Source organism: Enterococcus sp. DIV0660C, from assembly GCF_017316125.1.
Lineage (GTDB): Bacteria > Bacillota > Bacilli > Lactobacillales > Enterococcaceae > Enterococcus_B.
The window spans coordinates 1-22,702 of record NZ_JAFLWA010000036.1 but is presented as its reverse complement, the minus strand read 5'-3'; the positions used below and the strand labels follow the sequence as shown (position 1 = coordinate 22,702).

Annotated in this window: 23 protein-coding genes and 1 tRNA gene; 19 read left to right on the top strand and 5 right to left on the bottom strand. The window is 37.2% G+C overall.

The features are described from left to right. Positions 1 to 10: 10 nt before the first annotated feature. From DOK81_RS09885 to ileS, 6 genes are all read left to right on the top strand, one after another. Positions 11 to 688: a YggS family pyridoxal phosphate-dependent enzyme gene (locus tag DOK81_RS09885; protein WP_206910416.1), complete on the top strand. Its 678-nt coding sequence runs from the start codon at positions 11 to 13 to the stop codon at positions 686 to 688. A gap of 13 nt (positions 689 to 701) precedes the next feature. Next, on the top strand, positions 702 to 1,295 hold the full coding sequence (gene sepF, locus DOK81_RS09880; protein ID WP_206910414.1) for a cell division protein SepF: 594 nt from the start codon (positions 702 to 704) through the stop codon (positions 1,293 to 1,295). 29 nt (positions 1,296 to 1,324) lie between these two features. Next, complete coding sequence (locus tag DOK81_RS09875; protein WP_242589982.1) at positions 1,325 to 1,579, top strand: YggT family protein; 255 nt, start codon at positions 1,325 to 1,327, stop codon at positions 1,577 to 1,579. Positions 1,580 to 1,598: 19 nt separating this feature from the next. Further along, a complete protein-coding gene (locus DOK81_RS09870; RefSeq protein WP_067480574.1) occupies positions 1,599 to 2,381 on the top strand; it encodes an RNA-binding protein in 783 nt (260 codons plus the stop codon). 20 nt (positions 2,382 to 2,401) lie between these two features. Beyond that, positions 2,402 to 3,106, top strand: coding sequence for a DivIVA domain-containing protein (locus DOK81_RS09865; RefSeq protein WP_206910412.1), 705 nt, complete (start codon positions 2,402 to 2,404; stop codon positions 3,104 to 3,106). Between the two features lie 255 nt (positions 3,107 to 3,361). Further along, positions 3,362 to 6,154: an isoleucine--tRNA ligase gene (gene ileS / locus DOK81_RS09860; protein ID WP_206910410.1), complete on the top strand. Its 2,793-nt coding sequence runs from the start codon at positions 3,362 to 3,364 to the stop codon at positions 6,152 to 6,154. A 118-nt stretch (positions 6,155 to 6,272) separates the two neighbouring features. On the opposite strand, the gene zwf is transcribed toward ileS, so the two are convergent. From zwf to DOK81_RS09845, 3 genes are all read right to left on the bottom strand, one after another. Further along, a complete protein-coding gene (gene zwf, locus DOK81_RS09855) occupies positions 6,273 to 7,796 on the bottom strand; it encodes a glucose-6-phosphate dehydrogenase (protein WP_206910408.1) in 1,524 nt (507 codons plus the stop codon). 14 nt (positions 7,797 to 7,810) lie between these two features. Continuing rightward, a complete protein-coding gene (locus tag DOK81_RS09850; protein ID WP_206910406.1) occupies positions 7,811 to 8,458 on the bottom strand; it encodes a metal-dependent transcriptional regulator in 648 nt (215 codons plus the stop codon). 219 nt (positions 8,459 to 8,677) lie between these two features. Then, positions 8,678 to 9,034 carry a DUF4828 domain-containing protein gene (locus tag DOK81_RS09845; RefSeq protein ID WP_206910404.1) on the bottom strand — a complete coding sequence of 119 codons (357 nt, stop codon included), beginning with the start codon at positions 9,032 to 9,034 and terminating at the stop codon, positions 8,678 to 8,680. A gap of 170 nt (positions 9,035 to 9,204) precedes the next feature. Between DOK81_RS09845 and sfsA the strand changes: the two genes are divergently transcribed. The 11 genes from sfsA (at position 9,205) to DOK81_RS09790 (ending at position 19,680) form a co-directional block, all read left to right on the top strand. Next, positions 9,205 to 9,942 carry a DNA/RNA nuclease SfsA gene (gene sfsA / locus DOK81_RS09840; RefSeq protein WP_206910402.1) on the top strand — a complete coding sequence of 246 codons (738 nt, stop codon included), beginning with the start codon at positions 9,205 to 9,207 and terminating at the stop codon, positions 9,940 to 9,942. Between the two features lie 18 nt (positions 9,943 to 9,960). Continuing rightward, on the top strand, positions 9,961 to 10,974 hold the full coding sequence (locus tag DOK81_RS09835; RefSeq protein WP_206910400.1) for a Gfo/Idh/MocA family oxidoreductase: 1,014 nt from the start codon (positions 9,961 to 9,963) through the stop codon (positions 10,972 to 10,974). Further along, positions 10,974 to 12,254 (top strand): DEAD/DEAH box helicase, encoded by a 1,281-nt coding sequence (locus DOK81_RS09830; protein ID WP_206910399.1) that lies wholly within the window; start codon positions 10,974 to 10,976, stop codon positions 12,252 to 12,254. Before DOK81_RS09835 ends, DOK81_RS09830 begins: the two co-directional genes overlap by 1 nt. Before the next feature lie 63 nt (positions 12,255 to 12,317). Further along, positions 12,318 to 15,017: a sigma-54-dependent transcriptional regulator gene (locus tag DOK81_RS09825; protein WP_206910398.1), complete on the top strand. Its 2,700-nt coding sequence runs from the start codon at positions 12,318 to 12,320 to the stop codon at positions 15,015 to 15,017. Positions 15,018 to 15,182: 165 nt separating this feature from the next. Next, a complete protein-coding gene (locus DOK81_RS09820) occupies positions 15,183 to 15,500 on the top strand; it encodes a PTS sugar transporter subunit IIB (RefSeq protein WP_067480601.1) in 318 nt (105 codons plus the stop codon). A 29-nt stretch (positions 15,501 to 15,529) separates the two neighbouring features. After that, on the top strand, positions 15,530 to 15,850 hold the full coding sequence (locus tag DOK81_RS09815; protein ID WP_206899996.1) for a PTS lactose/cellobiose transporter subunit IIA: 321 nt from the start codon (positions 15,530 to 15,532) through the stop codon (positions 15,848 to 15,850). A 141-nt stretch (positions 15,851 to 15,991) separates the two neighbouring features. Then, positions 15,992 to 17,452 carry a PTS sugar transporter subunit IIC gene (locus tag DOK81_RS09810; RefSeq protein ID WP_206910396.1) on the top strand — a complete coding sequence of 487 codons (1,461 nt, stop codon included), beginning with the start codon at positions 15,992 to 15,994 and terminating at the stop codon, positions 17,450 to 17,452. Positions 17,453 to 17,528: 76 nt separating this feature from the next. After that, positions 17,529 to 17,750 (top strand): hypothetical protein, encoded by a 222-nt coding sequence (locus DOK81_RS09805; RefSeq protein WP_206910395.1) that lies wholly within the window; start codon positions 17,529 to 17,531, stop codon positions 17,748 to 17,750. 30 nt (positions 17,751 to 17,780) lie between these two features. After that, positions 17,781 to 17,960 (top strand): DUF3188 domain-containing protein, encoded by a 180-nt coding sequence (locus tag DOK81_RS09800; RefSeq protein WP_067480612.1) that lies wholly within the window; start codon positions 17,781 to 17,783, stop codon positions 17,958 to 17,960. Continuing rightward, on the top strand, positions 17,960 to 18,373 hold the full coding sequence (locus tag DOK81_RS09795) for a DUF3284 domain-containing protein (protein WP_206910393.1): 414 nt from the start codon (positions 17,960 to 17,962) through the stop codon (positions 18,371 to 18,373). The genes DOK81_RS09800 and DOK81_RS09795 overlap by 1 nt, the downstream gene beginning before the upstream one ends. Before the next feature lie 125 nt (positions 18,374 to 18,498). After that, positions 18,499 to 19,680, top strand: coding sequence for a GNAT family N-acetyltransferase (locus DOK81_RS09790; RefSeq protein WP_206910392.1), 1,182 nt, complete (start codon positions 18,499 to 18,501; stop codon positions 19,678 to 19,680). Between the two features lie 108 nt (positions 19,681 to 19,788). Here the strand turns inward: DOK81_RS09790 and DOK81_RS09785 are convergent, their stop codons facing one another. Then, positions 19,789 to 19,947 carry a hypothetical protein gene (locus tag DOK81_RS09785; protein WP_206910391.1) on the bottom strand — a complete coding sequence of 53 codons (159 nt, stop codon included), beginning with the start codon at positions 19,945 to 19,947 and terminating at the stop codon, positions 19,789 to 19,791. Positions 19,948 to 20,154: 207 nt separating this feature from the next. Here DOK81_RS09785 and DOK81_RS09780 point away from each other — a divergent pair. Further along, positions 20,155 to 20,226, top strand: a tRNA-Arg gene (locus DOK81_RS09780). 170 nt (positions 20,227 to 20,396) lie between these two features. Here DOK81_RS09780 and DOK81_RS09775 read toward each other — a convergent pair. Continuing rightward, complete coding sequence (locus DOK81_RS09775; protein WP_206910390.1) at positions 20,397 to 21,629, bottom strand: aminopeptidase; 1,233 nt, start codon at positions 21,627 to 21,629, stop codon at positions 20,397 to 20,399. A gap of 260 nt (positions 21,630 to 21,889) precedes the next feature. Here DOK81_RS09775 and DOK81_RS09770 point away from each other — a divergent pair, with 260 nt between their 5' ends. After that, the gene (locus DOK81_RS09770; RefSeq protein WP_206910389.1) at positions 21,890 to 22,462 is read left to right on the top strand and encodes a TetR/AcrR family transcriptional regulator; all 573 of its coding nucleotides are present in this window, start codon (positions 21,890 to 21,892) and stop codon (positions 22,460 to 22,462) included. Positions 22,463 to 22,702: the final 240 nt, after the last annotated feature.

Sequence of the window (22,702 nt, the reverse complement as noted above, 5' to 3'; positions counted from 1 at the left end):
GAAAGAGCACATGATTGCTGACAACTTGCAAGAAATTGAGCAAGAAATTCAGGATTCGTGTGCTCTTGTTCATCGAAATCCGAAAGAAGTTCAATTAGTTGCTGTAACAAAATCAGTTGATTCAGATACAACCAAACAACTTGTTGAAGCGGGGGTTTTGCATTGTGCAGAAAACCGTGTGGACAAATTATTACAGAAGAAGCAAGATTTAGTTAATTTTCCTGAAATAAAATGGCATTTGATTGGTAATTTACAGCGTAGGAAGGTAAAATTGATTGTAAATGAAATTGATTATTTTCATGCGCTGGATAGTTTGAAATTAGCAGAAGAAATTCAAAAGAGGGTTCAGAAAGAATTGGCTTGTTTTATTGAGGTAAATGTATCAGGTGAGGAGTCCAAACATGGAATTGCGCCCGATGAGTTACTTTCATTTGTTGATTCTTTAGGTAATTATTCAAAAATCAAGGTCATTGGCTTGATGACTATGGCCCCAAAAGATGCTTCTGTTGAACAAATCCACAAAGTATTTGGAACACTTGAAGACTTACGTAACCTTGTTTATCAGCAAGGATTTACTCATGCACCGTGTGAAGAATTAAGTATGGGAATGAGTCAAGATTTTCCTATTGCGATACAAGAAGGAGCAACGTTTATCCGTGTAGGTACAGCACTATTCAAGGACAAATAAGGGAGGAAGAGTCATGCCACTTTTAAATAGAGGAGCAATTGCTAATTTTTTCGGATTAGCCGATGAAGAAGAGTACGAGTATCCAGATTTTCCTGAAACAAAAAAACAAACGGTGACTCAGTCACAAACACAAAAAACACTAAAGCCAACAGTTAACAAATCAACACGTGAGGCGACTCAAACAGTTACCAATCAATCGCATTACGCGACACGTGAGGAAAAACCAACTGTTGAGCAAAAGAAAGTAATTGAGCTTCGTCAAGCTCCAACACGACCAGTAAAACAAGAAGAAAAAGTTGCTCGTCAATCTTATGAACCTAAAACCAATTTGGCAAATAAAATTACAGTGATGGAACCACGTGCGTATTCAGAAGCAATGATGATTGCAAAAAAAATCATTGCTGGTGAAGCAACATTAGTGAACTTTCATTTAGTAGAAGAAAAACAAGCGCGTCGCATTGTTGATTTCTTAACTGGAACAGTTTACGCATTGGATGGAGATATCAAACGGGTTGGCGATGAAATTTTTCTTTGTACACCAACTGGCATGGAAATTGATAGTTCAACTGCTCAAACATTCGCAGATGCAAATATTTTTGATCTGTAAGAGGAGGAAGGACCATTTTAATTTATCGTTTGCTTAATTTACTTAATGATGCAGTTTATCTATATACTATTTTATTAGTTATTTATGCGTTGTTATCTTGGTTTCCTGGCGGGTATCAATCGGCTTTTGGGAAATTTTTATCGAGAATCTGTGAACCTTATCTTAGCTTGTTTGATCGATTAAACTTACGTTTTGGACCAATCGATCTTACAATCATGGTGGCAGTTATCGTTTTGAATCTAGCTAGTCAAGGACTAACGATGATTATTGTTTCACTTTTATAGTTTTTAGGAGGTGAGTATCATGGATGAAAATATCTACCAACATTTTCGAACGGAAGAACGAACTTTTATTGATTCGGTGGGTGATTGGATTGAACAAGTACAAAGTCAATACGCACCGTACTTAACTGATTTCTTAGATCCAAGACAAGCCTATATTTTGGAAACTTTGATTCGGCAAGACAGTGAGTTACGTTTCACGTTTTATGGTGGGTATGAACAAGCAGAAAGAAAGCGATGCTTGATTTATCCAGAGTATTACGAACCTACCGAAGACGATTTTGAAGTGAGCTTGTACGAGGTACACTATCCAAGTAAGTTTGCTAGCTTAAGCCATGGAAAGATATTAGGTACTTTGGTAGGTACCGGCATTAAGCGTGCTTATTTTGGAGATATTATTTCTGATGGTGAACGATGGCAAATCTTTGTTGCAAGAGAGATTGAACACTTTGTTGTTGCCCAAATAACGAAAATTGGAAAAGTAACGGCTCGTTTAGAACCAATTGCTTATACAGAAATGTTATTGCCAAAAGATAGTTGGACACAAGAAAGAGGAACAGTTACTTCGATGCGGCTTGATAGCGTCATTTCAGAAATCTATAATATTTCTAGACAAAGGTCGAAACAATTGATTGAATCTGGTAAAGTGAAAGTGAACTGGACGGAAAATACACGACCAGATTTTATTCTTGAATTATTAGATATTGTTTCGATTCGTGGTTATGGACGAATCCAGATTCAAGAGCTTGAGGGAAAAACAAAAAAAGAAAAATATAGGGTATTATTTGGTGTATTACGCAAATAAAACAAAGAGGTGGTTTATTCATGGCTTTAACTCCATTAGATATTCAAAATAAAACATTCCCAACGAAAATGCGTGGGTATAATCAAGATGAAGTAGATGATTTTCTAGATTTAGTTGTTCGCGACTACGAGGAAGCAACAACTAAAAATCGCGAATTAGAAAAAGCAATTAAACATTCTGAAGAAAAATTAGAGTACTTCAATGAATTAAAAGATGCATTGAATCAATCGATTATTGTTGCACAAGACACAGCTGATAAAGTAAAAACAAGTGCAAGCAAAGAATCAGAAGTAATTGTGACATCTGCTCAAAATAAAGCAGATGAATTAGTTGCTAACGCTGAAAAACGTGCACACCAACTAACAACAGATGCAGAAGAAAAAGCACGTCAAATCTTAACAGATGCAACTGAAAAAGCAAAACAACTTGCAACAGAAACAGAAGATTTGAAAAAACGCACACGTGTCTTCCATCAACGTATTAGTTTGATGTTAGAATCACAATTAGAACAAGTTAAGAGTCCTGAGTGGGATGAAATTTTACAACCATTCTCAAGTTATGTGAATGACAGTCATGAAGTAATCAAAGAAGTTTTGGCAAAACAACTTGACAATGAAAATAATCCTGTTGTAAACTCAGAACCAGAAACATTAGAATCTCCAGCAGTTCAAACATTTGATACGAGAGAAATTGATCTCTCTGTTATTGCTGACAAAAACGAGTAGAACAGAAAAGCACTTTGAATTCTTTTTAGCGAGCCAATGGTAGTGTGAGTTTGGCAAGACCCTCCAAAGTGAAAGATCCTCTACATTAATTATTTCTGAAATAAAAGTAAGAAGTAACGGCTGACCTCGTTATTGGTCTCGAAGAAGTTATGCTTTTTGTAACTTAAATTTGGGTGGTACCACGGCATGTTCGTCCCTTTGGGATGCACATGCTTTTTTGCGTTTAGAAAAAAATCAAAGGAGTGAGGTTCTCTTATGAAAATGAAAGAGACACTACAATTAGGAAAAACAAAATTTCCTATGCGTGGGAACTTGCCTAACCGTGAAGGTGAATGGCAAAAAGAGTGGGAAGAAGTAGGCATCTACCAGAAAAGACAAGAATTAAATGAAGGCAAACCAAGTTTTATCCTACATGATGGACCTCCCTATGCGAACGGTAATATCCATCTAGGTCACTCTTTGAATAAAATTAGTAAAGACATTATCATTCGCTCAAAATCAATGTCTGGGTTCCGTGCGCCGTACGTTCCAGGTTGGGACACACACGGATTGCCAATTGAACAAGTCTTAGCAAATAAAGGTATCAAACGTAAAGAAATGCCAATCACTGAGTATTTAGAAAAATGTCGTGAGTACGCACTTTCTCAAGTCGACAAACAACGTGAGGATTTTAAACGTCTAGGTGTTGCTGGGGACTGGGAACATCCATATGTAACATTGGATCCATCATACGAAGCAGCACAAATCCGTGTGTTTGGAAAAATGGCAGAAAAAGGGTATATCTATAAAGGATTAAAACCAATTTATTGGTCTCCTTCAAGTGAATCTTCTCTTGCTGAAGCTGAAATCGAATATAAAGATGTAAAATCACCATCAATCTTTGTTGCTTTTAAAGTGAAAGATGGCAAAGGAATCTTAGACGAAGATACTTCATTTGTTATTTGGACAACAACTCCATGGACTTTACCAGCAAACCAAGGAATCGCTGTAAATGAAAACTTTGTTTATGTTTTGATTGAAGCTGATGGACGCAAATTTGTTGTAGCAAAAGATCTATTAGAAAAAGTTCAAGCTGAAATTGGCTGGGAAAACGTTACTGTACTGAAAGAAATTTCTGGTAAAGACATGGAATTTATGACAGCACAGCATCCTTTTTATGATCGTGACTCTGTAGTTATCTTAGGTGACCATGTAACATTAGAAGCAGGGACTGGTTTAGTTCATACGGCTCCTGGACACGGGGAAGATGACTACATTGCGGGGAATAAATATAAATTACCAGTTGTTTCACCGGTGGATTCTAAAGGTGTGTTTACTGATGAAGCACCAGGTTTTGAAGGTATTTTTTATGACAAAGCAAATCCAATGATTACAGAATTACTTGAAGAAAAAGGTGCGCTCTTAAAATTAGAATTCTTTACACATAGCTATCCACATGACTGGCGTACAAAAAAACCAGTTATCTATCGTGCAACACCACAATGGTTTGCATCGATTGATGACTTCCGTCAAAATATTTTGGATGAAGTTGAAAATGTGAATTGGATTATTCCATGGGGTAAGACTCGTTTGTACAATATGATTCGTGATCGTGGTGACTGGGTTATTTCTCGTCAACGTGCTTGGGGTGTACCATTACCAATTTTTTATGCGGAAAATGGTGAAGCAATCATTACACCAGAAACAATTGAGCATGTGGCAAAATTATTTGCAGAGCATGGCTCAATCATTTGGTTTGAAAAAGAGGCAAAAGATCTTTTACCAGCAGGCTTTACACATCCTGGCTCACCAAATGGCGAATTCACCAAAGAAACAGATATCATGGATGTTTGGTTCGACTCTGGATCTTCGCACGAAGCAGTTTTACGTCAACGTCCAGAATTGTCATTTCCAGCGGATATGTATTTGGAAGGTTCTGACCAATATCGCGGTTGGTTCAATTCAAGTATTACAACAAGTGTAGCAATCAATGGTGTAGCACCATATCGCTCCGTTCTTTCTCAAGGTTTCACACTTGATGGTGAAGGACGCAAGATGAGTAAATCTTTAGGAAATACGATTGTTCCTGATAAAGTTATCAAACAATTTGGTGCAGATATTCTGCGTTTATGGGTTTCAAGTGTTGATTATGAAGCTGATGTTCGCGTTTCAATGGATATCTTGGGTCAAGTAGCTGAAGTATACCGCAAAATCAGAAATACGATGCGTTTCTTGATTGCTAATACAGAAGATTTTGATCCAAAACAAGATGCAGTTTCTTACGATGAATTACGTTCAGTTGATAAATATATGACTGTTCGCTTGAATCAAGTGATTAAAGAAATTCGTGATGAAGGTTATGAAAAATATAACTTCATGCATATTTATCGTACAGTAATGAATTTCTTAACTGTTGATCTATCTGCTTTCTATTTAGATTTTGCCAAAGATGTTGTTTATATTGAGTCAGAAAATGACTATCAACGTCGTTGTATGCAAACTGTTTTCTATCAAACTGCTGTAGCATTGACAAAATTATTAACACCAATTATTCCTCATACAACAGAAGAAATCTGGTCATTCTTAAAAGAAGAAGAAGACTATGTACAATTGAGTGAATTGCCTGGCTATGAAGAATTTTCAAATCAAGAGGAATTAATGGATACTTGGGAAGCATTTATGGATTTCCGTGATAAAGTGTTGAAAGCTTTGGAAGAAGCGCGAAATGCGAAGTTGATCGGTAAATCTTTAGAAGCAAAAGTAACTGTTTATCCAAATGAACAAGTTCGTGAATTATTGATAGCAGTAGATGCCGATATTCCACAATTATTGATTATTTCTCCGGACTATTTTGAAGTTGCCTCTGCAAAAGATGCTGTTCCAGTTGAAGCAGTTGATTTTGAAGATGTCGCGATTTTAGTCGAAAAAGCAGATGGTGAAGTTTGTGATCGTTGTCGTCAAATTCGTAAAGATGTTGGTGTAGATGAAAAATTACCACATTTATGCGGACGTTGTGCTAAAATCGTTGAAGAAAATTATCCAGAAGCTGTTGCAGAAGGATTCGAATAAAAAAAGAGCTACCCATTTGGTTGGGTAGTTCTTTTTTATGTAAACTAACTAATCAAAAAAACACATTTCTTATCAACTGCTGAAGATAAGAAATGTGTTTTTTTTTTCAAAAGATTTGTTAATTCAATTTTCCACGCTCACGGTACCAGTGGTCTGGTTGCCAGATCCATTCAAATCCATCTTTTTCTAGAAGTTCAAATGCTTCATCAGGTCCCATTGAACCAGCTTTATAATTAGGGAAATCTGGTTGGATCTGATCCCACGTTTTGCGAATCACATCAACGATATGCCAAGATTGAGCAACTTCTTCCCAGTGTGAAAAGTTTGTTCCATCACCATTTAATGAATCTAAAAGTAATTTTTCGTAAGCTTCAGGACTGTTCTCAACCATTTCCGCGCTATTTCGAAAGGCAAGTTTGATTGGTTCAGTATCAAAACCTTGGCCAACTTCTTTCCCATTAAGTGAAAGAGAAAACCCCTCAGTTGGTTGAATGTAGATGGTCAAAACATTTGGTGGAAGGTTTGTTTCTTCACAAGCCTCATCAACAGAAGTTTTAAAAACATTGACGGGGACTTGTTTGAAGACCACGTTGATTCGGGTTCCTTTTTCCGTCAGACGTTTACCAGTTCGGACATAAAAAGGAACACCCGACCATCGGAAATTATCAATAGTGAATTTACCAGCAACAAATGTTTCTGTTTCAGAATGTTCATCCACCTTATCTTCATCACGATATGCCTTGAAAGTTTGTCCATCTAATTCTCCTGCTGCATATTGTCCACGAACAAAATTTTCTTTGACTTCGTCTTCGTTATAGATCCGAACAGCTTTTAAAGCTTTGATTTTTTCTGTCCGAATTTCTTTTTCAGAAAAGGCAACAGGTGGTTCCATGGCTAACAAAGCGACAACTTGTAAAATGTGGTTTTGCACCATGTCTTTTAATGCACCGCTGTGATCGTAATACCCACCACGATCTTCGACACCGAGGCTTTCACCGAACGTGATTTGAATATTATCAATGTAGCGGTTGTTCCATTGTGATTCAAAAATATTATTTGCAAAGCGAATGGCTGAAATATTTTGAATCATTTCTTTTCCGAGATAGTGATCGATCCGGAAAATGTCTTGTTCTGGGAAAACCTGACGAATTTGTTGATTCAAGTCAAAGGCAGATTGATAATCTGCACCAAATGGTTTTTCAATAATCAAACGATTGAAGCCAGTTTCAGTAACAATTTTTTCTGATTTCAAATGTGTAACGATCGTTCCAAAAAATTGTGGCGCCATTGCTAGGTAGTACACACGATTCCCATTGATTTGATATTTCTCATCTAATTTGTCTGCCAATTCTTTCAGTGTTTGGTAATGCGTAGAATCATTGACGTCATGTGATTGATAGTAGAAATGGTCAGCAAAGTCTTCTGCCTCTTCAGCCGTTGGATTCAATGATTGGATGGTTTCTTTGACTACTTCACGGTAGTGTTCATCTGACCAAGGACGACGCGCGGCACCAATCACTGCAAAGTGTTCATTCAAATTCCCCTTTTTATAAAGACGGAATAATGAAGGGTACAGCTTACGTTGTGCTAAATCGCCTGTACCGCCAAAAATCGTAAATAAAACATTTTTTTCATTTGACATGCAGATGTCCTCCTTTATAGTTTATCAACAAAAATGGTACTAGCCGCCTTGAAACTGACGGAAATTTGTTTGGTTTCGTTCTTTATCGTAATCGGCCCCTCATAAGCTGCGATATCAATGATTTCATATTCTTCATCAATATTTAAATCAATGGTTACAAGGTAGTCAAGTAGTTCCTTTTCATCTAATACACGCGCAATGCGAATATATGTGCCAAGTGGGTAAGACTCTAATGTTTGGCGTCGTTCTTCATGAACGACTTGTTCTTTTTGTGGAATAATGCCGCCGTGAGGGCAATGCTTAGGATGATTCAAATAGTTTTCTAAACGATCTGCAAGTTGTTCTGAGGTAACATGTTCTAAGACTTCAGCGTCATCATGTACTTCATTCCAACGATAATCTAAATGTTCAACTAAAAAAACTTCCCATAAACGATGTTTACGAATCAAGCTACTAGCTTTATAAAGTCCCGCAGTGGTTAATTGTACGCCTTGGTAAGGTGAATGTTCAACTAATTGCTCTTTCACAAGTTTTGAAATCATTTCACTAACAGACGCTGGCGAGACATCCAGGCTGGATACGATTTGTTTGTTATTAACTTTTGTTGTATCGCCACCCAATTCTAAAATGATTTTTAAGTAATCCTCTCGATTTGGTGTCATGTTCGATCATCCTTTCATGGTAAAAACCATCAATAGTAAGTGTAACAAAAAAAAATGAAAATGACTATTTTTCTAAATGAAAAAATGAGGAATTTTTGTGCTTTCTACCCAAACAAAAACAGCTGACACAAATTGGTCAGCTGTTTTATTTATTGAAATCATTTTAATTGTTTGAACTGGTTTTCTAAGTGATTTTTGTGATAAGAAAATTGAAATAAATTATTGCTCTTTTTTACTCAAAATATATGAAACATCTTCAGCCTCATCGTAAAATGTCATTGGTGATTGGTTTGTCAATATGAGGTGGTAACCATATTGATCGCGAACAACAAATTTTTGGGTATTTAATTCGATGATCGTCGCTTGGATTGGTTGCTGATCCAAAACTAATGTATATTCAGGAAGGACAGTGAGTTGATGGGGTTGATGATGATGATCTTGAAAATACCACGTGCGAACGTAGGTCGTAGCATCAATTGTTTTTTCTTGTTTTTTTTGTTGTCTTTTTTGCACAGCGACTCCGCCGAGTAAAGTTAACAACGACATGCCAATCAGATACGAAATTCTTTTTTTCATTGAATCGCTCCTTCTTAACTAAAGTGAATGGGAAAGTTTATCGTCAATTTTATGCTTACCTTCATTCTACCGAAAAAAGGATAAAAATTCTCTAAGACTTTCGACTGGTTTTTCAAGTGTTTTTAGTGAAATTATGATAGGATACTAGATAGAAAGACAGGTGACAACAAGTGGAGTATCAACAAGTCGAGGTCGTTTCTTTTCTTGAACGACCCAATCGTTTTATTGCCTATTGTCGAAAAGCAGATGGTGAGATCATCACTGCTCATGTCAAGAATACAGGACGCGGAAGAGAAGTGTTTCTTCCAGGTGCGCAAGTTGCAGTGACTTACACGCCAAGTCCTAAAAGAAAAACCGATTATGATTTGATTGCGGTGAAGAAAAAAGATGTTTGGTTCAATATTGATAGTCAATTACCCAATCAATTAGCAGCTGAAGGCATTTTAAATGGGCTTATCCAGTTGCCTGAGTTGGCAGGAGAAATCACTTTTTTGAAACGGGAAGTTGTGTATCATCATTCAAAATTTGATATCTATTTGGAAACTTCGACGAATCAAAAAATTTTTGTGGAAGTTAAAGGGATGACGTTGGAAAACTTAGCTGTCGGAGCATTCCCAGATGCGCCAACGACGCGAGGACTGAAACATATCTTGGAATTGATCGATGCACGCAAAGAAGGGTACTTGACGTATGTTTTGTTTATTGCTCAATTTGAACAAGTAACAGTCTCAACGATTCATCAAGAAATGCAACCAGAATTTGCATTGGCTATTCAATCGGCTCAAGCAGCAGGGGTTCAAGTTCTTACGTATAATTGTGTGGTGAACGCGAATAGTGTACGATTAAAGCAAAGAATTCCTTTTGATTTGGAGGCGCCATTTGAAAACCCAGTGATTGAAAATCAGTAAAGAAAAGGGGACGAGAAAATGATTCATTTAGGTATTATTGGGACGAATTGGATCACACATCAATTTGTTGAAGCAGCTTTAAGTACGAAAAAATATGAGTTAACAGCAGTTTATTCAAGAAAATTGGAAAAAGCCCAAACATTTGGCGAAAAGTATTCGGGGGATATCGAGTTTGCGACAGACTTAACAACATTCTTTGGAATTGCCCATATGGATACTGTTTATATTGCTTCACCAAACAGTCTTCATTTTGAACAAGCTAAACAAGCAATCTTAGCTGGTAAAAATGTAATCGTTGAAAAACCTGCATTTTCAACGCCAGAAGAAATGGATGAGATCATTCATCTAGCGAATGAACAAAAAGTGTATTTCTTTGAAGCTGCTCGCAATATTCATGAAAAAGGCTTTAAAAAAGTTACAGATCACTTACCTTCAAAAGACGAAATCATTGGTGCGAACTTTAGCTACATGAAGTATTCTTCTCGTTATGATCAAGTTCTAGATGGTGGAGAACCAAACATATTCTCTCCTCATTTTTCTGGTGGGGCAATGATGGATTTAGGCGTTTATTTAGTTTATGCGGCAGTTGCTTGGTTCGGTATGCCAAAAGAAGTCCACTATTTTTCAAGAAAAATTTCAACTGGGGTCGATGGTCTTGGCTGGGGAATTTTACGCTATGATTCTTTTGATGTTGCAATCCAACCTGGAAAAATTGGCGATTCATTTATGCCGTCTGAAATTTATTTTGATTCAGGAACTTTAGTTTTAAATGGTGTAAATGCGATTGAGAAAGCAGAATTTCACGATCGAAATCACCAAGAAATCGTGGATCTAGCAATTCAAGTTGCTGAAAATCCAATGGTAGAAGAAGCGAAAGACTTTGCGAACGTATTGAACCATCGTGAAGATCGTGCATGGGGCTTATTGTATGAAGAATGGGTCGAATTAGCACGAAATGTGAATCAAGTCGTTTATGACTTAAGAAAAAATGGAGGCATCACTTTTGATGCAGATAATGAGGAAGAAATTTAATGAATGAATTTATACAAGCATTTCCCGAAAAATGGCAAGAAAAATGGACGAGTCAAGGATTTGAAGAACCTTCTTTGATTCAACAAGCTGTTTTTCAAAAATTACGTGAAAAAGAAAGCTTGGTAGCCATTTCCCCAACTGGTTCTGGCAAAACATTAGCTTATCTCTGGCCATTACTGCTGAATGTCCAACCACAAGCTGGCAGCAGTCTACTTATTTTGACTTCATCACAAGAGCTGGCAATCCAAGTAACGGAAGTGGCTCGCGCATGGGCAGCCTTAGTTGATCTAAAAGTTCAATCATTACTTGGTGGTGCGAATGTGAAACGACAAGTCGAAGGGCTGAAGAAAAAACCGGAAATCTTAATAGGAACACCCGGGCGCGTGTTAGAATTGATGAAGGCTAAAAAATTGAAAGCACATCAAATCCAAACAATGGTATTTGATGAAGCTGATCAGTTATTTGATGAAAGTAGTGTTCAATTAGTGAAACAAATCTTGCATCAAGCACCAGTGGATTATCAATTCGCTTTCTTTTCTGCTACGGCTGATCGCTCGCTGGAAATGTTTGAAAAAATTAGTGGAAAACAACTTCAAGTAATAGATGTTTCTAACAAAGACGAGTCAAGAAAGGGTCTGCAACATTACTTTTTACGTGTTCCTGCACGTAAAAAGGATGACTACTTGCGCCGTTTGATGCATGTGGATGGCTTTCAAGGATTAGTTTTTTTTAACCAATTAAGTGAATTAGGTCTGATGGAAGAAAAACTAACGTTTCGTGGTGTAACGGTGGGAAGTTTAGCTTCAGATCAAAACAAATTGCTTCGAAAAGCAGCACTAGACTATTTCAAGGCAGGTAAAACAACAGCTTTGTTGACGACAGATGTGGCTGCTCGTGGCTTAGATATTATTAAATTACCTTATGTTATCAACGCGGAAGTGCCGTTCAATGTCGAAACATATCTTCACCGTTCAGGTCGTACAGGACGAATGGGTAATGCTGGTACAGTCATTACTTTGGTTCAAGACAATCAGTTAAGAGATATGAAGAAAATTGCGCGTGAGGCGGACATCACAATAACTGAAATCTATTTGTACGGTGGGATGTTGCATCATGAGCCCGCTGAAAAAGAAGAAAAAACAGAACGTCCACTAAAAAAAGCGGATCGAACAGTCTCGAAACACACAAAAGTGCTTCCTGAAACAGAAAAATTAAACAAAAAAAGCAAGAACAAGAAGAAAACAAAAAAGCAAAAAAATAAAGGAGCAAGGCGCAAATAAGCGCCTTTTTGTGTTATTATGTTGAAAACGGCATCAATGAAAACTCACTAAAGGAGGGTTTGTATGAATGCTCGCAAGAAAGAAATCATCCATTTATTAACAATCAATCAACACGGCTTAACAGCAAGTGACGTAGCTAAACATCTTCACATTGATCGAAGTAATGCAAGCCGTTATTTAAGTGATCTATATAAAGAGCGACAAATTATGAAAACCGCTGGTCGCCCGGTGGTTTATTCTATGTCTAAAGAAGCAAAAGAAGAAGTCCATGTCGACTCATCAACACAAGTGACATTTGAAACATTAGTAGGAGAAAATGAGTCGCTAAAAGTGAGTATCCAACAAGCAAAAGCAGCGATTCTCTATCCACCAAGAGGCTTACATACGATTATTTTTGGGGAAACAGGTACAGGAAAATCGATGTTTGCAGAATGTATGTATCATTTTGCAATGGACTCTGAAACTTTGGCACCCGATGCACCGTTTGTTTCATTTAATTGTGCAGATTACGCGCAGAATCCTCAGTTATTGTTTGGACACATTTTTGGGATCAAAAAAGGCGCCTATACAGGAGCGGCAGAAGATAGTCCCGGTTTGATTGCAAAAGCAGATGGCGGGATTTTATTCCTTGATGAAATTCATCGCCTTCCACCAGAAGGACAAGAAATGTTGTTCACTTTTATTGATAAAGGAATCTATCGACCATTAGGGGAAAGTGCACAAGTTCATGAAGCAGCCGTGCAAATCATAGGAGCCACGACAGAGTCTTCTGAAAGTTTCTTGACGACGTTTAATCGTCGGATTCCGATGGCAATTACCTTGCCAAACTTAGCTTCCCGTTCATTGGATGAACGGTATGAAATCATTTCGCTTTTTATTAAACAAGAGGCGAATCGATTGAATCAACGAATCGACATTGAGCGAGAAGCAATTTTAGCGTTTATGCTCTATGATGCAGAAGGAAATATCGGCCAAGTGAAACGTGATTTAAAACTGGTCTGTGCAAAATCATTTCTGCATTACCGCACGCATAACGAGCAAAAATTGATTATTCGTAAAGAAGAACTTTCGTTGCAAGTTCAAAAGGGCTTGTTAAAAATCAAGGAACTTCCAGAACGCTTAGATCATTTTATCGAAAGTAAAAGCCAGTACCTAACCTTTGAGCCGGGATTGGCAGATGTTGTTTGGTCACAAGATCCTGAACGTAATATGCAAGTTTATAATGATATTGAAGAAAAAGTAGCTAGTTTGTCTGAAACTGGTGTGGAAAGTATCGATTTAGAAGCACTGATTTCAAAAGATGTCGACGAGTACTTTGAAACCTATGTCGAAGAATTGACGCAAAGCAATATTCCTAAAGATTTGTTGCCAGATGATATTTGGCAGTTGACGAATCAACTATATGACGTGGCAGAAGAACGATTGGATCGGATCTATAATGAAAAAGCGCGATTTGCTTTTGCTTTACATTTACAAAGTACCTTAGATCGGGTACGTGATGGTCACATGATCGTTCATCCAGATTTGAATAATATCCGCAAACACTTTAAGAAAGAGTTCCAAGTCGCCATTGATTTGTCTACTATTATTGAAGATGAATGCGAAGTGGAGATTCCGTTTGATGAAATAGGCTTCATCAGCATGTTTTTGTCAATTAATTTAGGGGAGAGTGAGCGAGTCAAAGAAAATAATGTGGATGTTCTTGTATTGATGCACGGGCGCCAAACAGCTTCTAGTATGTTGGAGATGGCACAAGAACTGCTTGGAACGAACATAGGGGCAGCATTTAATATGCCACTTGCCATGGAAGTTCAAACGATGTATGAAGAAGTCTTAACTTATGTGAAAGCTCGTCAAGCACAATTAAGCAATGGTTTGCTGTTATTAACTGATATGGGTTCCTTAAACACATTTAGTAATTTGATTTATGAAGAGACCGGTGTTCGGACAAAAGCAATCACGATGACAAGTACGATGATTGTGATTGAAGCAATCCGAATGGCAAATGTTGGAAGAAGTTTAGAAGATATTTATCAAAATATCCAACTATCCTTTGAATCAATTGTTCGTGACCAATTCAAGTTAGGTGATGCGGCGGATACACAACGTAAAAAAGCAGTTATCGTGACTTGCTTTACTGGGGAAGGCGTAGCCGCGAAGCTTTACCAACGAATTGCACCAGTTATCAATCAACAAAAAGTTGAGTTGATCCAAATGCAGTTTTTAGAAAGAGAATCTTTCAAAAAACATATCGATGCTCTTTTAGAAGAATACGAGATCAAAGCAATTGCAGGAACAGTAGATGTGGATTATCAAAATATCCCATTCTTTTCGGCATACGATATTTTCAATGATGAGAAATTAAACACATTGAAACGAATGGCTGACGATGAAATCCCAATTGATAAGATTGTCTATTCGTTAAAAGACTCGTTGTCATCTATTCCAGCAATGGATGAACTGATTTATTCCTTGCAAAAGGTAGTTCAACAAGTTCAAACAGATATTTCAATCATTGTGGAGCCAGGTGTTGATGCAGGCATCTTGATTCATTTAGCATTTATGATTGATGCTCTTATCAAAAACGAAGAAAGTAGGGTCTTTAAACAGCTTCCTGATTTTGCCAAGAAATATCGACTGGAGATGGATATGGTTCGTACGAATTTAATGCCATTAGAAAGAAAATATCAAATCAAAATCTCGGAAGATGAGATCGCCTATCTTACACAGATGTTTCTGGAAAATAAAATTAAAAATGAATAATATATACAGTACAGCACACTAATTACTTGTTTGCACACAAAAACAGTAGTGTGCGCACTGAAACAAAAGGCTAAAAAGCGTGAAAACGCTATTTTAGCCTTTTTTTTATTGGCACACTTCTTGCATTATAATAAAGTGTAAAACAAATTAGAAGGAGTGAAGAAAATGGTGAAAAAAACGATCATGTTAGTTTGTTCCGCTGGAATGAGCACAAGCCTACTTGTAACAAAAATGCAAAAAGCAGCTGAAGAAAAAGGAATCGATGCAGACATCTTTGCAGTTTCAGCTTCAGATGCAGACAACAATTTGGAAGCAAAAAATGTAGACGTACTCTTATTAGGACCTCAAGTCCGCTTCATGAAATCCCAATTTGAACAAAAATTAGCACCAAAAGGCATTCCTTTGGATGTCATCAACATGCAAGATTACGGTATGATGAATGGTGCAAAAGTGCTTGAACAAGCAGAAAGTTTAATGAAATAACTGATTAAGACATTTGGAGGAAAACGCACGTGGAAGATCAACAAAATTTAGAAGCAATCATGGGTTTGATCATGTTTGGTGGGAACGCAAAAAGTGATGCAATGGAAGCAATTGCGGCAGCAAAAAAAGGTGATTTTACCTTAGCAGATCAAAAAATCGCGGATGCTGAAGAATCATTAGTCCAAGCACATCATTCACAAACAGAAATGTTAACTCAAGAAGCGCAAGGGAATCATGTACAAGTGACTTTATTAACGGTTCATAGTCAAGATCATCTGATGACTTCAATTGCATTTACAGACTTAGCAAAAGAAATTATTGATATTTATCGTCGCTTAGGAAATGAGTAACACTTCTTTTTTGAACGGAAGAAGTTATACGCCAACACCTTCTTTTTTGAACGGAAGAAGAAAAAATTTTGAACGGATTTTTTTAATTTGGTATAGGGAGGCAACTCTTTGTATAAATAAACTTATAGGAGGAACAATAAAATGAACGGATTAACAGCTTGGATGGAGAAACACATCCTACCGGTTGCCGCTAAAATTGGCGCGCAGAAGCACTTAGTTGCTTTACGTGACGCTTTTATCGGCACAATGCCTGCAACGATGGCAGGGTCTGTTGCTGTAATGATCAATGCAATCATTCGTGATTTGCCACAGCAATTTATTAGTACTTATGCAGATAGTTTAGCAGCAGACAAAGGTTTCTATGCAGTATTAAATGTTATTATTGGGATCAACGGTTTTGTTTGGAACGGAACACTAGCTATTGCGGGTCTGATTTTTGCCTTTTCTTGGGGCTATAACTTAGCGCGTGCTTATGGCGTTAATGACCTAGCAGGTGGTATCGTAGGTTTAGCAACGTTGATTCAAGGGATCTCGTTTGGTCCTTCCTTATCAGCAGCACTAAATGTGGATGTTCCAACAAACGTAGCAGAAGCAATCAACAACAGTGGTGTTGGTGCGACTGTAGCAGATGGAACATTGTCTGTTGGTTTATGGGGATGGTTGAATATCAATCACCTAAATGGAAATGCTTACTTTACTGTTATGATCATGGGTGCCATTTCTGTTATTATTTTCTGTAAATTGATGTTAGCTGACATTACGATCAAAATGCCTGATTCAGTACCTCCGGCAGTTTCTAAAGCTTTCGCAGCTATTTTGCCAGCAACAATCGCTTTATATGTAATTGCAATTATTAACTATGTTGTCGGACGTTTTACTGATGGTCAATTGATTATTGACTTGGTTCAAAAATACATTGCTGAACCATTCCTTGGTTTATCACAAGGGATCGGTGCTGTATTGATCGTTACGATCTTTGTGCAAATTTTCTGGTTCTTCGGGATTCATGGTCCAAACGTATTGGCGCCAGTATTAGAAGGTATTTGGGGACAAGCACAATTGATCAATATCGATATTTTCCAAAAAGGATACAACGGAAAAACAGGGACACCAGCAGTTTTAGATGCTATTGAAGACGGCAAAGCTTATATGTGGGTTCGTGGTTCATTTGATGCGTTCGCTTGGTTCGGTGGTTCAGGTGGGACAATCGTTCTCTTGATTGCTATCTTGATTTTCTCAAAACGTGCGGATTATTTAACAGTTGCAAAACTGTCAATTGGACCTGGTCTTTTCAATATCAATGAACCAGTAATGTTTGGTTTGCCAATCGTATTGAACGCAATCATGTTTATTCCTTTCTTGATTGCACCAGTTGTTGCGACAGCAATTGGTTGGGTAGCAACTTACCTAGGTCTGGTCGCACCGGTATCACAACAAGTAACATGGGTTGTACCGCCATTCTTACTATCATTCCTAGCAACGGGAGCTGACTGGCGTGCGCCAATCGTAACCTTGGTATGTATGATCGTAACCTTCTTGATCTGGGCACCATTTGTTATTGCAGCAAACAAAATGGACCCTAATGCAGGGGAACAACTATAATGAAGTAAAGATAGACTGCTGACGCTTCCAGTGAGGTGGAAGCAGTCTTTTTTGTAAATATTAGGAGGATAAATCAATGATTACAATCGCAAGTGCAATGCAACAAGATGCTATCAAAGAACTTTTAGAAGGGTTCAACGAAGATGGAATCAGTTTCCAATTTAAAGAAAAACAAGGAATCAAGTTAATGTTTGAAACAACGGCAAGTGATCCGGAAGCAGCCGCTAAAAAAGCGAAAGAGCTGATCAAAGCACAACCTTGGGGCACAGTTTTATATTTCCAAGCAACTGCAGTATAATAAAAGTGTTTGAAAGATAGGATGGTTTAAATGATAAAAAATGGCTTATTTTTATGTAGTATTGGTTCTTTAGTGTTATTGTATAGTCTAAATCCCAATACCCAAAGTTATGATTTATATAGCATGGTTACAGGCTTGTTTTTGTTAGGCTTAGGTATCTATTTCTTTAAAAAAGGAAAGAAAAAAGAAGTAAAGGAGAAAAATAACTAATGGAACTTACGAAAAAATTGAATATTCCGGCATCGTTCTTTTACGATAAAGTTATGGACTCTGTTCTTTTTGATGTACGTAAAGCAACGGGGAAAAGTATCACACGTAAACAGCTAAATAACTTTGAATATGTAAAAGTATTTTCTAAATCTAGCCGTGCTCGAATCAAAATCGAGGAAGTCATTGAAAACCAGTCTTATAAATTTCGGACATCAACGACTAAAAATGATTTTGTGGTTCACTATCAAATCAAACCAATTGATGATTCCTCGTGTGAAATCCATTACACGGAACAAATGACTTCGCACGGTTTATTACAAAAGTTAAATGATATGGTTTTGGGCACAATCTTGATGTACTTCAAACGTCGCCAATTCAAAAAAATGTTGACGATGATTGAAGAAACCTATTAGGTTATCATTATATGACAAAAAGAAAAAGCAAGTTGTAAATGGACTGATTGAGCGTGGATTGGAGTTTGCAAAGAAAACTTCAAGCAAGTCATCAATCAGTTTTTTGTGTAGGAGGAGTAGCAAGAATGAATAAAAAGGTCAAAGAATTAGGCAGTGCACAAATCGATGAGATGTTTGATTTAGCTGCTTACGCATTTAATTTTGAAGATACATTTGAACGTCGAGAACGGTTTCAAACCATCGCAGAACACTCGTGGAATTATGGTTTTTTTAATGAAGAAGAACAATTGATGAGTCAAGTGATGGCCACACCATTTCCGGTTACTTTTCATGGAAAAGACCTGTTGATGGCTGGAATCGGCTATGTTGCTTCATATCCAGAGGCGAGAGGACAAGGCGGAATCAATCAAATCATGGAGCGAATTCTTACTGATTGTCGAGAAAGAGATGTGACATTGTCTTATTTAGCACCATTTTCTTATCCTTTTTATCGTCGTTATGGCTATGAACTATTGTTTGAAAAGGTTCATTATGAATTAGCTAGCCGTGACTTTCCTGCAGTCAAAAAAGTACCGGGAAAAATGGTTAGGACTTCATTTGACAAAGCCCAAGAAGCAATAGCTGAGATTTATCCCCAAATGGCAGACAATCAACGTGGTGCAGTAGCACGAGAAGCTTGGTGGATTGATTTTAAATTCCGCCAAAAGAAAGGTCACCAGTTTGCGTTATACTATGATGAGTCTGGTGCAGTGGCAGGGTATTTAGTTTATCGCTTGGAAACACCAATTTTTACTATTGTCGAATGGGGTTATTTGACACATACTGCGTTTCAAGCACTTGCTCGCTTTATTGGTTCACATAGTGGGGCGTTTGAAACATTTGCGTTTGCTTGTGGCTATGCTGGGAATAATCTGAATGCACTACTTGCAAATCCTTTTGCAAAAACAACAATCACACCTGATATGATGGGAAGAATTGTTGATATAGCTAAATTTTTAACCAAATATCCATTCCCGAAAACACAAGGTGCTTTCGCTATTGAAGTAACGGAAGATGCTTATGCACAATGGAATGAAGGTATTTTTGAAGTGGTCCTAGTGGAGGGGGAAGTTCGGGTCAAGCAAGTAACAAACTCCATGTTACCAAGAGTCAGTGGAACGATCCAAAGTGTAACGCAATTATTCATGGGATATAAAAAAGTTCAAGAATTGGTTTTCCAAGAAAAATTGACTTGTTCAGAAGCGTTAGTTGAAAAATTGGCGGAACTGATTCCAGATCAAAAACCTGTTTTAAATGATTATTTCTAAAAGAAAAAGAGTCAGGCAAAATGCGTACGCGCTTTGCCTGACTCTTTTTACTTTTTCATTTGTTTATGAAATTTTTTGTCCATGTTTTATCACGGACACAATCAGTTCCTACTGAGTCGGTTTTTTCTTAAATTTGAATTTTTTGCTTGGTGATTGAGGGTGATCTTCTTTATGTTCTTGAATAGCAGCTTTTGAAATTTTTTCTTCATCTTTCTTTGAGGCGTCGAAACGTTCCGCATAAATTTTTTCTTTTGGCTTTTCTGTCATCAAAAATTCCTCCTAAGCATAAGTTTTATTTATATTCTAAGTGTAGCATCAGCGAGTAGTAGATGGCGAATAGTTTGCTTTTGGGAGGGAAAATCAAGAAATATTGTCTTTTATCAGGGGAAGGCTTGCAAGAAAAAATCAAAACAGCTACAATAACTCTGTTGGACTTAAGTTATTCAAAGTAATTTTTTAATCAATCGTTAAAAAGTTCCCTTAGTTAAATGGATATAACAAGTCCCTCCTAAGGATTAGTTGCTGGTTCGATTCCGGCAGGGAACGTAGAAAGAAGCTTCTAAACATTGGTTTAGAAGCTTCTTTGTTGGTGTTTTTGTTCAAAAGAATCCCCATCTGTTTCAATTCATTGCATCTAAAATTCAGATAAAAGTGTCAAAAGCCCCTCCACATAGTGCTATAGAGGGGCTTTTTATCAGATGAATAATCTAGGAAAACTATGCCCAATCACCATTTCTGAAAATTGGAACAGTTGAGCCATCTTCACGAATACCGTCAATCGCCATTTTATTTGAGCCAACCATGAAGTCTACATGAGTTTGGCTACGGTTCAAACCAGCATCTGCTAGTTCTTCTTCAGTCATTTCTGTTCCACCTTTTAAGTTGAATGCATAAGCCGATCCAAGTGCCAAGTGATTTGAAGCATTCTCATCAAATAAGGTGTTGAAGAAAATGATTCCAGATTGTGAAATTGGTGAGGGATCAGGAACAAGAGCAACCTCACCTAAATGACGTGCACCTTCGTCTGTATCCAATAGTTTTGCTAAAACTTCTTCACCTTTTTCAGCAGAAAACTCAACGACTTTTCCGTCTTTGAAGGTAAATTTCATTCCTTCGATAATAGTTCCAGCGTAGCTTAAAGGTTTAGTGCTAGAAATAAATCCATCCACACGACGACTATCAGGAGCTGTAAAGACTTCTTCGGTAGGCATGTTTGCCATGAATTTTTCGTTGCGTGCATTCAAACTACCAGCACCCTCCCATAAATGGTTTTTTGGTAGACCAATAACCAAGTCGGTTCCCGGCGCCGTGTAATGTAGAGCGGTAAATTGTTCTTGATTTAATTCATCGGCTTTTTTCGCTAATTTTTCATCATGATTTTTCCAAGCAAGCACAGGATCATCTTCATAAATGCGAGTCGTTTTGAAAATTTCATCCCAGAGTGCATCCACTTGTTCTGACTCAGGTAAGTCAGGAAAAACTTTAGCTGCCCATTGTTTACCTGCAGCAGCGACAACTGTCCAGCTTACTTTATTTGCTTGAGTTGCTTTACGCAAATTCATCATCGCTTTACCAACAGCAGTTTGGTAGCTTGCTACACGGTCGCCATCGACGCCAGCTAAAGAGTCAGGGTCAGCAGAAACGACACTAATCCGACTCGCGCCTTTTGCTACCCAATCATTTGTTTGATCGATTTTATATTGTGGAACATTTTCGATGCGATCTGTTGCTGCGTGAGTTAGAAATTCTTTTTGAATAGTATCATCTGTCCATTGTACGATGACTTCCGCAGCTCCCAATCGGTATGCTTCTTTCGTGATCAGGCGTGCTAAGGGTGCTTGGTCAACGCTGATTTGTAAAACAACTGTTTGACCTTCTGAAACATTGATTCCGGTTTCAGTGATTAGGCGTGCATATTTCTCCATATATTTATTAAAATTTGCTAACATGTATATTACTCCCCCTCATTATTTGATTTAATAACCAGTAATATGATAACATTTATTAATAGTAGAAACAATTGGTAAATAGCGAACGGAAATGTTTAGTTTCATGATTTTTATAAAAATAGAAATTAAGATTATTACCGTAGTAAAAGGGTAGATGTAGAGTAAAAAAACAAATTTTGCATATCAAAAAAAACGTGTTACAATTAAAATAACCAATAGGTGGAAGCGTTATAAATAATTTTTGAGGAGATTAAAAAATTATGGCAAGAAAAAAGACGATTACCAGAGAGCAAATTTTAGCTGCTGCGTATGAAGTGGTTGCTACAGAGGGTTTTTCAAGATTTACTGCAAGAAACATCGCTAGTAAAATGAAATGCTCGACACAACCAATTTATTTGGAATTTAAAAATATGGATGAGCTAAAAAAAGAGTTATTTGAACAAATTTATAGTTATCTGAGCAATGAAATTTTTCCAGTTGAACATACGGGGCATAAAATCATTGACTTAGCATACAATTATATTCATTTTGCCAACAGTGAGAAAAAATTGTACCGTTCTTTATACTTGGAAGAGTATGGCGGAGGAGAAGAGATGCAAGAATTCTCTTATAATTATTTCACGAACGCAGTCAAAGAAGATGCTGCATATGCAAATTTATCAAATGAACAAATCGAATCACTTCATAATGGTACTTGGATCGTAGCAACTGGGATTGCTGCATTGATGTCTTCAGGAATTATTCACCCAACTGATGTTCAAATTGAAAAATTGATTCAAGACAGTATCGATGCCATTCTTGTACAAGAAGAACCAATCAAGGTGGATTATTAGTATTGGACCACGCTGAACTGTCCATTGTATTTACATAAAATCGTTGCATCATTTTTTTGAAAAGGTGTGCCAAGAGTTTGGTAGACCTTTTTATTTTTTGCTTTGAGTGAGTATTAAATGAAATTAAAAACCGCTAAAAATCATTATTCGATTTTTAGCGGTTTTTAATTTTGTTTAAATGAAGCATCTAGAGCTTTCTCTTATACATCTCTTTCTCTTCCGCCTCCTCCTGTATCTCTC